Here is a 2,836-nt window from a genome sequence, read left to right as displayed (position 1 = left end):
CCGTCGAGCCGGCGGCCGAGGAGGCCCCCGCCGCTCCGGCCCGCCGCCCGCGCCGCCGTCGCGTGGTCGAGGCCGCGCCGGTCGTCGAGGCCCCGGTCGAGGAGCCGCAGGCCGAGGAGCCCGTGGTCGAGGAGCCCGAGGAGGAGGCCGCCGAGGCCGTCACCGAGGCCCCCGCCGCCCAGCCGGTGGCCGAGCCCGCCGCCGCTCCGGCCGCCGAGGCCGAGCCGCACCACCGGGTGCGCCGCCGCGCCGTCCGTCCGGCCACCGCGGTCTTCCAGGCCCCGGTGTTCCAGGAGCCGGCCCCCTTCGTCGCGCCGTCCACGCCGACCGCGTCGGCCGCGCCGACCGCGCCGCAGCAGTCCGTCGCCGCCCCGGCGCCGGCCGAGGCCCCGGCCGCGGTCGAGCGCGAGGAGGAGGACGAGTACGAGTACAGCGGCGTCGGCCGCCGTCGCCGGGTCCGCACCCGGGTGGAGCCGACCCGTCGCAAGCCGGCCGCCAAGGCCAAGGCCAAGGCCCAGCCCCAGGCGCAGGCCCCGGTGGCGGCGCCCGCGCCCGTCGTCGAGGCGCCCGCCGTCGAGACCCCCGCCGTGGAGGCCCCCGCCGCCGGTCCGGAGACCGAGGGCGAGTGGGAGGAGGACGGCCGTCCGTCGCGCCGTCGTCGTCGGGGTGGCCGTCGCCGTCGCCGTGGCGAGGCCGAGGAGTTCGAGGCCGCCGAGGCCGAGCAGCCCACCGCCGAGGAGCCGGCCGAGGCCGTCGCCGACGAGGACGGCGAGGACGACGACGACCTGGCCGCCGGCCTGTCCTCGTCGCGCCGCCGGCGCCGCCGTCGCCGCCGCAGCGGTGAGGCCGGCGCCGTCGAGACCGCCGAGACCACCGAGGACGGCGTCCGCACGGTGGTGAAGGTGCGCGAGCCGCGCCGCCGCTCCACCGAGCCGTCCTTCGACCCGGACGAGGTGCAGTCCATCAAGGGCTCCACCCGCCTGGAGGCCAAGAAGCAGCGCCGCCGCGAGGGCCGCGAGCTGGGCCGCCGCCGGGTGCCGATCATCACCGAGGCCGAGTTCCTGGCCCGCCGCGAGTCGGTCGAGCGCGTCATGGTGGTGCGCCAGAACGGCCAGCGCACCCAGATCGGCGTCCTTGAGGACGGCGTGCTGGTCGAGCACTACGTCAACAAGGAGCAGGCCACCTCGTACGTCGGCAACGTCTACCTGGGCAAGGTCCAGAACGTGCTGCCGTCGATGGAGGCCGCCTTCGTCGACATCGGCAAGGGCCGCAACGCGGTGCTGTACGCCGGTGAGGTCAACTTCGGCGCGCTGGGCGGCCACGGCGGCCCGCGCCGGATCGAGTCGGTGCTGAAGTCCGGCCAGTCCGTGCTGGTGCAGGTCTCCAAGGACCCGATCGGCCACAAGGGCGCCCGCCTGACCAGCCAGATCTCGCTGCCCGGCCGCTACCTGGTGTACGTGCCCGAGGGCTCGATGACCGGTATCTCGCGCAAGCTGCCCGAGAACGAGCGCGCCCGCCTGAAGCAGATCCTCAAGAAGATCGTCCCGGACGACGCGGGCGTCATCGTGCGCACCGCCGCCGAGGGCGCCTCCGAGGAGGAGCTGACCCGGGACGTCCAGCGCCTCCAGCAGCAGTGGGAGGACATCCAGAAGAAGGCCGCGACCGGCAACGCCCCGGCGCTGCTGTACGGCGAGCCGGACATGACCGTCCGGGTCGTCCGCGACATCTTCAACGAGGACTTCACCAAGGTCATCGTCTCCGGCGACGAGGCGTGGAAGACCATCCACGAGTACGTCTCCAACGTGGCCCCGGACCTCGCCGAGCGGCTCCAGCGGTGGACCTCCGAGGTGGACGTGTTCGCCACCTACCGGATCGACGAGCAGCTGATGAAGGCGCTGGACCGCAAGGTCTGGCTGCCCAGCGGCGGTTCGCTGGTGATCGACCGCACCGAGGCGATGGTCGTCATCGACGTCAACACCGGGAAGTTCGTCGGCCAGGGCGGAAACCTGGAGGAGACGGTCACCCGGAACAACATCGAGGCGGCCGAGGAGATCGTGCGCCAGCTGCGGCTGCGCGACCTCGGGGGCATCATCGTGATCGACTTCATCGACATGGTGCTGGAGTCCAACCGCGACCTGGTGCTGCGCCGCCTGCTGGAGTGCCTGGGTCGGGACCGGACCAAGCACCAGGTGGCCGAGGTCACCTCGCTGGGCCTGGTCCAGATGACCCGCAAGCGGGTCGGCCAGGGTTTGCTGGAGTCCTTCTCCGAGCCGTGCGTGCACTGCAACGGCCGCGGCGTGATCGTCCACATGGAGCAGCCGAGCACCCACGTCCACGCCCCCGCGGCGGCGGTCGAGGCCGGCTCGGGCGGTGGCAAGCGCCGTCGCCGGGGCAAGGGCGGCGCGGGTCACGAGGAGCCGCAGGCCGTCGAGGCCGCGGTGGCCGTCGAGGCGGAGCCGGTCGAGGCCTTCGTCGAGCCGGCCGAGCCGGTGCGCGAGGAGATCGAGGGCCAGCTGGCCCTGGAGGTCCCGGGCGTCGAGGTTCCCGCCGAGGAGGCCGTGGAGGCCCCCGTCGTCGAGGCTCCGGTCGTCGAGGCGCCGGCCGCTCCGGCGGGCCGTCCGCGCCGCCGGGCGGTGCGCAAGGCGACGGCTCCGGCCGGTTCGCCGAACAACGCCGAGATCGTGGTGCTCCAGGCCAAGGCCGAGGCGGCGCTGGAGGCGGCCCTGGAGGCCGCTGCCGCTCCGGCCGTCGAGGCCGTCGCCGAGGCGCCGGCCGCGCCGGTCGTGGTCGCGGAGGCCGAGGCCGAGGCCGTCGAGGCTCCGGCCGCCGCCGAGAC

The 2,836-nt window shown here is 75.0% G+C and carries 1 protein-coding gene; it reads left to right on the top strand.

What is annotated here, in order from left to right:
• The coding region (locus tag ACFRMQ_RS39825) for a ribonuclease E/G (protein WP_380735792.1) at window positions 1-2,836 on the top strand (2,836 nt) is incomplete at both ends.

Source organism: Kitasatospora sp. NPDC056783 (assembly GCF_042789895.1).
Taxonomy (GTDB): domain Bacteria; phylum Actinomycetota; class Actinomycetes; order Streptomycetales; family Streptomycetaceae; genus Kitasatospora.
This window is presented reverse-complemented; position numbering and strand designations above follow the sequence as displayed.